Here is a 6,571-nt window from a genome sequence, read left to right on the forward strand (position 1 = left end):
ACCCCCGGCATCCGGGGGTCGCGCGCCGTTCGTCCTGCCGCGGGTTCAGTGCATCGCCTGCAGCTCCCGCGGCTCCGAGGTCTCCGACTGGTTGTTGGTGAAATTGTTGCCGGTCCCCGCCATGTCCCGGTTGGCCAGGTCGGACGGCTTGTTGCCGCGCACGGTGTTGTCGTGGATCTCGTTGCCCGTGTTGGCCTTGCCCACCACGCTCTTGAAGAGCACGATGCCGCCGGACATGGGCGACTTGCCGCTGTTGTCGCGCACGTCGTTGTCCGTCACGACGGTCTTCTCCACGCCGGTGAGCACGATGCCGGCGCCCTGGATGAAGGGGAGGCGGGCGGTCGCCGGGCAGTACTTGTTGTTCTTGGTGACCGTGTTGTGGCTGACCGTGAGGGCGCCGCCGCGGGGAACCCCCTCGTCGCCCACCACGAAGACGCCGCCGCAGTTGGCGCTGATCGTGTTGTGCTCGACGGACACGTTGCGGACCCGGCGCAGCGTGACACCGATCCGGTTCCCGTTCAGGGTGTTGTCCTTGACGATCCCGCCCTGGGTGTCGAGGGCGCCGCCCTCGGTGTTCATGGAGTTGGCGAGGAAGATCCCGGACTCGCCGTTGTTCGTGGCGGTGTTGCCGGTGAACTGCCCGCGGACGGACTTCTCGAGCAGGATGCCCTGCTGCTTGTTGTCCCGGGACGTCACCTTCGCCACCCGCAGGCCGTCGGCCATCGTCGCGTGGATGCCGTTCGTCTTGAATCCGGCCACCGTCAGCGACTCCAGCCGCACCTCGGTGGCCTTCTTCTTCGCCGTGCCGGTGATGCACACGCCCTCGCCCGCCTTGGCGCAGGCGTTCTCCTTGCCGGTCTTGCTCGGCATGATCACGGTGGCCGTGCCGGCGCCACGCAGCGTCAGCCGCGGCGTGGAGATCTGCACGCTCCCGTTGTAGGTGCCGGCCTCGATGTCGATGACGTCCCCGGGCGCCGCGCGATCCACCGCCGCCTGGATCGATTCCCCCGGATGGACGGTGTGGGCATTCACCTTCTGCACGTCGCTGACGCTGCCGCTGCCACTGCTGTTTCCGCAGCCGACCGCGCCCGCGGCGAGCGCCGCCGCGGTCGCCGTGACCACGACGGCTCGGCGAGACCGAGGATGCTTCATGACGCGTACCTGCTTTCCGCTGACCTGGGTGAGCCGTCGGAAAGAGACGCTATGGAGGGTTGTGAAGCCTCGCCACCGGAGAGCGTCCGGGCGTACCGATGACCGGATCGGGCCGCCTTCGATCCCGGGGCGGAACGCGCCGGGGCCTCCAGGCTCCGCGGACACCACCGGGCCCGCGGGGAGCCGAGCCGTCAAGGAGCGTCAGTGGAGGCCGACTTGTTCCGCACGCGGAACCCGCCGCGGGGGGCTCCGGTCGCCCGATCCGGGGCCGTTGTCAGTGGCCCGTCCTACTGTGAGGGGCGACACAAATCCGCGACGAGAAACCGAGGTCCCCCTCATGACGACCCTGCCCGATCGGCCGAACAGCGCGCTCCTCGTCATCGACGTCCAGAACGGGGTGGTGGACGGTTCCTACCGGCGTGACGAGGTGATCGCCAACATCAACGCCCTGTTGGGCAGGGCCCGTTCGCAGGACGTGCCCGTCATCTGGGTGCAGCACTCGGACGACGGCCTCAAGCGGGACAGCGAGGCCTGGCAGTATGTGCCGGAGCTCGTCCGCACGGACGCCGAGCCCCTCGTCCACAAGAGGTACGGCGACTCCTTCGAGGAGACGGAACTGGAGAGCCTGCTCGCCGAGCGCGGGGTGGGCCGGCTCGTCGTCACCGGTGCGCAGACCGACGCGTGCATCCGGTCGACCCTGCACGGCGGCCTCGTCCGCGGATACGACGTGACGCTGGTCGGTGACGCGCACACCACGGAGGACCTGACCGCCTACGGAGCGCCCACGCCGGAGCAGGTCGTCGCGCACACCAACCTCTACTGGAAGTGGCAGAGCGCCCCGGGTCGCCAGGGTGGCACCGTCGACACGGCGGACGTCGCTTTCGCGGCGGCAGACCAGGACTGAGCGGGGCGCGCCCCCCGTCGGGATCCTCCGGGGTCACGCAACCTGACGGCACGTCACATCTCGCACATGCCGTTCCCGCTGCGGGGGCGGGAACGGCATTCTGCGCGCCGCCCGCGCGACACCGATGCGCGGTCTCAATCCAGCCGAAACCAAATGGCCGATTCGGTACGTCTGTAGGTTCACCTGCGCGGGGCATCGTGCCGGGCGGGGACGTGCAACGGAACCTTGGGGGGACCGAATCGATGTTGAACATCCATACCCGTGACCGTGGTCGAACGCGGCCCGGATCGCCGAGCCGCAGGCGCCGCACCGCGCTGCTGGGGGCACCCGTGGCGGCGCTGCTGGTCCTGGCGCTCCAGGGGTGCCAGGACTTGGCGACGGACGCCGGCGACAAGGCGAGCGCGCCCGCCAAGAGTGCCCCCGCCGGGGGCGGAGGCGCCCCGGGCTCGTCGAAGCCGGACGGGCAGTCGTCCGCGACGCCGTCCGCCTCGCCCACCGTGGCGCCGGACGACGCCTGTGGACTGGTGACCCAGCTGGAGGCCGACCAGCTCGCCGGCATGTCGCTGGGGCACGGAAGGGCCATCGGGGACACCTGCACCTACACCGCGCCGCCCGACGGCCCGACCGGGCAGGTCGAGGTGTTCGCGGGGGAGTCCGGCAAGAACTACTACGACGCCGAGCACACGCTCCACCCGGACAGCCTGAAGCCGCTGGCGGACGTCGGTGACGAGGCGTACCTGGCGGGCGGGGAGGTCTTCCTGCGGGTCGGCGAGCACTGGGTCTCGATCCGGCTGGTACGCCTCGAGGACGAAGCGGAGCACGCCAAGCTGCTGACGGACCTGGCGCTCAAGGTGGCCGGCCGCCTCTGACGGGTTCGCCACCTCATGTGACGTGATCCGGGGTGCCGGACAAGTCCGGCATTCCGGTCGCCACCCGCAGACGGGCGAACTCCCGGGCGAGGGCAGCGGGCGGGTAATGGGCGTTCAGCCCGCTGGGGTTGGGCAGTACCCAGATCCGGGTCCCGCCGATGGTCGCCTCCTGGGGGCCCACCACGGCGTCGGGTACGCCGAACGCCGCGCGGTAGCCGGTGACGCCCAGCAGCGCCAGCCACACCGGGCGGCGGGCCCGCACCCGGCGGCGCAGCGTCCGCCCGCCCGCCACCAGCTCGGCCTTGGACAGCTCCGCCGCCCGGACGGTCGGCCGGCGCACGATGCACGTGAGGCCGATGCCGTACCGCAGCAGTTCGGTGTCCTCCTGGCCGGTGAGCTGCCTCGGGGTGAAGCCTGCCCGGTGCAGTGCCGGCCACAGCCGGCTGCCCGGGGTGGCGAAATGGTGCCCCGCCCTGGCCGAGGACAGGCCGGGATTGATGCCCACGAGCAGCAGCGGCAGGTCGTCGGCGATCAGGTCCGAGAGCCGGCCCGCGCGGGCCGGGGGCCCGAGCGGCACCGCCGGCGCAGGTGTGTCCGCCATCCGTCCTCCATGTACGCGTACTCGTGGGCAGGACCGAAACGGGCACGGCCCCGCCCCCGAAGGGGAGGGGCCGTACCGCGTGCCGTCGCGCCGGGGTCGGAAACGGCCTAGTCCCTCGCGCGGGCCGGCAGCTTCCAGCCCGGACGCGGGAAGTGGCAGGTGTAGCCCTCGGGGTAGCGCTCCAGGTAGTCCTGGTGCTCCGGCTCGGCCTCCCAGAACGCGCCCGCGGGCTCGACCTCGGTGACGACCTTGCCGGGCCACAGCCCGGACGCCTCGACGTCCGCGATGGTGTCCTCGGCGACCTTCTTCTGCTCGTCGTCGAGGTAGTAGATCGCCGACCGGTAGCTCAGGCCGATGTCGTTGCCCTGGCGGTTCTTCGTCGTCGGGTCGTGGATCTGGAAGAAGAACTCCAGGAGTGCCCGGTAGTCGGTCTCCGCGGGGTCGTAGGTGATCTCGATGGCCTCCGCGTGGGTCCCGTGGTTGCGGTAGGTGGCGTTGGGCACGTCGCCGCCGGTGTATCCGACCCGCGTCGAGATCACGCCGGGCAGCTTCCGGATCAAGTCCTGCATGCCCCAGAAACAGCCGCCCGCCAGGATGGCCTTGTTGTACGTCGGCGCGGTCATGGTCGGTCCTTCCATATCGTCGTGTCCGTTTCCCGCTACGTGGGCAACGGCGCGCGGCGGCCGGGGATTCCCGTCCCGCCCGTGCGCGCCCGCCTCGGCGTGGGCCACAGCTCGCGGGTCCCGGCCGTCGGTCGTCTCCCAGTATTCGCCCTCGCGGGCCGCACCGGCGAGGGCGGGGCCCCAGGCCCTCGCGGCACGTGCCGGAGCGGGCCGGGAACGCGGTGGTCACGCGGGCCGTGCCGACGCCGTCCGCCCAGTCCCCGGGCACCTTCAGGGGGGTGTTACCTTCGTGATGCGCGGTGCAGCACTCGCCGACGCTCCGCGTCCCACGCACTTCCCCGGTTCCCGGGACGCGTGCGCGACCGTTCCCCGACGCGGTCCCCGGTGCGGTGCTCCCTTGATTTTTCGGGTGCCCGCGGGACGGCAGTACAGGAAGGTGCGACATGAGGCGTGGCCACTCCCCGGTGGCGGAAACCGGCAGTGACGTGGCGCTGACCCGTGCCGCGCAGGCCGGTGACGTCGTGGCTCTGGGGTTGCTGCTGGAGGCCCATCAGCCCGGCATGCGCGCGGTCGCGCTCAGCATCCTGGGCCCCGGGGCCGACGCCGACGACGCCGTACAGAACGCGGCGCTCACCGCCCTGCGCCGCATCGGCGACGTGCGCGACCCGGCGGCCGTGGGCCCGTGGCTGCGCATGATCGTGCGCAACGCCTGCCGCAGCTTCCTGCGGACGTCCTCGCGCGGCGTGCCCCTCGACGAGCTCACCCGCATCGCCGCGGGCGCCGGCCCCGAGGAGGTGCTGGAGCGCCACGCGCTGCGCGACTGGATCTGGGAGGCGATGGAGGAACTGTCGCCGACCCTGCGCGTACCGCTGGTCCTGCGGCACTTCAGCTCGCGTGTCACCTCGTACGACGAGATCGCCCGCGCCTGCGCGGTGCCCGTGGGGACGATCCGCAGCCGGCTCAGCCAGGGGCGGGCCAAGCTCGCCGAGGCGCTGGCCGCGACGGCGGACGGCGCCCACAGCGATGCCCGGCAGCGCACCTCGGCCAGTTGGGAGGAGGCGCACGGCACGCTGGCGGCCGCCGAGCGCGGCGACTTCGGCAAGGTGCTCGCGGAGCGGTGGAGCCCCGGCGCCGCACTGATGCGGGGCGACATCCGGCTGGGCGGCACGCAGGCGCTGCTGCGGGGGATGGAGTGCGATCTGACCGCCGGTGTCCGGCAGCGGCCCGTTCACGTGGCCGCCGGCAAGGCGCTCGCCGTCTGGGAGATGGACCTGATCAATCCCCCGGACAACCCCGACCACTGCCCGCCCGCGGTGGCCTGGATCATGACCCTCGCGGCCGGCCGGGTGGAGCGCCTGCGCCTCTTCCACGGAGCGCGTGTAGTGCTCCCCGTCGCCTCGGTGTGACCGAGGTCACGTCGAGGCGATCGAACTCCTTCCCCCCGCCCGCGTCCTGTCGGTGTCCACATCCCCCCTCACCGATGGGAACCGCGATGAACGCACCCGCCACCGGCCCGCTGGCCGCCGGTACTCACACGATCACCGTGAACGGCCTCGACCAGCGCTACCACGTACACGGCACCGGCCCGGTGTGCGTCGCCCACTCCGGCGGGCCCGGGATCGCCTGGGAGTACCTGCGGATGCCCGAGCTGGAACGGCACCTGACGATGGTCTACGTCGAACCGGTCGGCACCGGTGACTCCGGCCGTCTGGCCACGCACCCGCACGGCTACACACGCGAGCTCTACAGCCGGCACCTCGACGCGGTCATCGACCACCTCGGCGTACCCGCGGTGCACCTGCTGGGCCACTCCCACGGCGGCTTCGTCGCCCAGTACCACGCGCTGCACCGGCCCGGCCGGATCGCCGGGATCGTCCTCTACGACAGCGCCCCCGTCACCGGCCCCGAGCACGGCGCCGAGGCGATGCTCAAGGTGGAGGAGTTCGCCGGCCTGCACGCGGGCCACCCCGCTCTGCCGGAGGTCCTGAACGCCTTCCAGTCGGTGTCCTCCATGGCGAGCGACGAGGACGTGGTGGCCGTGATCCGCGGGATCCTGCCGGCGTACTTCGCCGACTACTGGGGCAGGGAGAGCGAGTTCGCCCCGCTGCGGGACTCGGTCACCGGGTGGTACATCTCGGGCCTGGACGCCGACCTCTCCCCGGACCTGATCGACGACCGCGCGACCCTGGGCTCGCTGACGCTGCCGGCGCTGGTCGTCGTCGGTCGGCACGACGTGATCTGCGGCGTGCGGTGGTCCGAGGAGCTGCAGAAGCTGATCCCCGGCGCCGAGCTGCTGATCCTCGAGGACAGCGGCCACTTCGGGCACCTGGAACAGCCTTCGGAGTTCGCGGGCGCCGTCGCCGCCTTCGTCACGGGGAACTGAGGCACAGCGCGACGGAGAGCGCCACGCACAGCGCCGACG

The 6,571-nt window shown here is 71.8% G+C and carries 7 protein-coding genes; 4 read left to right on the forward strand and 3 right to left on the reverse strand.

Translation table 11 applies throughout. The features are described from left to right. Positions 1-45: 45 nt before the first annotated feature. Positions 46-1,152: a nitrous oxide reductase family maturation protein NosD gene (locus ACFWVC_RS38395; protein WP_384299363.1), complete on the reverse strand. Its 1,107-nt coding sequence runs from the start codon at positions 1,150-1,152 to the stop codon at positions 46-48. A gap of 337 nt (positions 1,153-1,489) precedes the next feature. Here ACFWVC_RS38395 and ACFWVC_RS38400 point away from each other — a divergent pair, with 337 nt between their 5' ends. Beyond that, positions 1,490-2,056 (forward strand): cysteine hydrolase family protein, encoded by a 567-nt coding sequence (locus ACFWVC_RS38400; protein WP_384299369.1) that lies wholly within the window; start codon positions 1,490-1,492, stop codon positions 2,054-2,056. A 242-nt stretch (positions 2,057-2,298) separates the two neighbouring features. Further along, on the forward strand, positions 2,299-2,925 hold the full coding sequence (locus tag ACFWVC_RS38405; RefSeq protein ID WP_384299373.1) for a hypothetical protein: 627 nt from the start codon (positions 2,299-2,301) through the stop codon (positions 2,923-2,925). A 13-nt stretch (positions 2,926-2,938) separates the two neighbouring features. Here ACFWVC_RS38405 and mug read toward each other — a convergent pair whose 3' ends face one another. After that, the gene (gene mug / locus ACFWVC_RS38410; protein WP_384299378.1) at positions 2,939-3,526 is read right to left on the reverse strand and encodes a G/U mismatch-specific DNA glycosylase; all 588 of its coding nucleotides are present in this window, start codon (positions 3,524-3,526) and stop codon (positions 2,939-2,941) included. A gap of 107 nt (positions 3,527-3,633) precedes the next feature. After that, positions 3,634-4,149, reverse strand: a complete 516-nt coding sequence (msrA, locus tag ACFWVC_RS38415; protein WP_384299383.1) for a peptide-methionine (S)-S-oxide reductase MsrA — start codon at positions 4,147-4,149, stop codon at positions 3,634-3,636. Between the two features lie 443 nt (positions 4,150-4,592). Here msrA and ACFWVC_RS38420 point away from each other — a divergent pair, with 443 nt between their 5' ends. Further along, positions 4,593-5,555 carry an RNA polymerase sigma factor gene (locus ACFWVC_RS38420; protein WP_384299391.1) on the forward strand — a complete coding sequence of 321 codons (963 nt, stop codon included), beginning with the start codon at positions 4,593-4,595 and terminating at the stop codon, positions 5,553-5,555. Between the two features lie 86 nt (positions 5,556-5,641). Beyond that, positions 5,642-6,532, forward strand: coding sequence for an alpha/beta fold hydrolase (locus ACFWVC_RS38425; RefSeq protein WP_384299398.1), 891 nt, complete (start codon positions 5,642-5,644; stop codon positions 6,530-6,532). Positions 6,533-6,571: the final 39 nt, after the last annotated feature.

The organism is Streptomyces sp. NPDC058691, assembly GCF_042714775.1.
Lineage (GTDB): Bacteria > Actinomycetota > Actinomycetes > Streptomycetales > Streptomycetaceae > Actinacidiphila.

What these genes read in the sequence shown, in the direction of transcription:
- msrA (WP_384299383.1), bottom strand. Translation starts at nt 4,149, where the DNA reads ATGACCGCGCCGACGTACAACAAGGCCATCCTGGCGGGCGGCTGTTTC.
- ACFWVC_RS38425 (WP_384299398.1), top strand. Translation starts at nt 5,642, where the DNA reads ATGAACGCACCCGCCACCGGCCCGCTGGCCGCCGGTACTCACACGATC.
- mug (WP_384299378.1), bottom strand. Translation starts at nt 3,526, where the DNA reads ATGGCGGACACACCTGCGCCGGCGGTGCCGCTCGGGCCCCCGGCCCGC.
- ACFWVC_RS38405 (WP_384299373.1), top strand. Translation starts at nt 2,299, where the DNA reads ATGTTGAACATCCATACCCGTGACCGTGGTCGAACGCGGCCCGGATCG.
- ACFWVC_RS38420 (WP_384299391.1), top strand. Translation starts at nt 4,593, where the DNA reads ATGAGGCGTGGCCACTCCCCGGTGGCGGAAACCGGCAGTGACGTGGCG.
- ACFWVC_RS38395 (WP_384299363.1), bottom strand. Translation starts at nt 1,152, where the DNA reads ATGAAGCATCCTCGGTCTCGCCGAGCCGTCGTGGTCACGGCGACCGCG.
- ACFWVC_RS38400 (WP_384299369.1), top strand. Translation starts at nt 1,490, where the DNA reads ATGACGACCCTGCCCGATCGGCCGAACAGCGCGCTCCTCGTCATCGAC.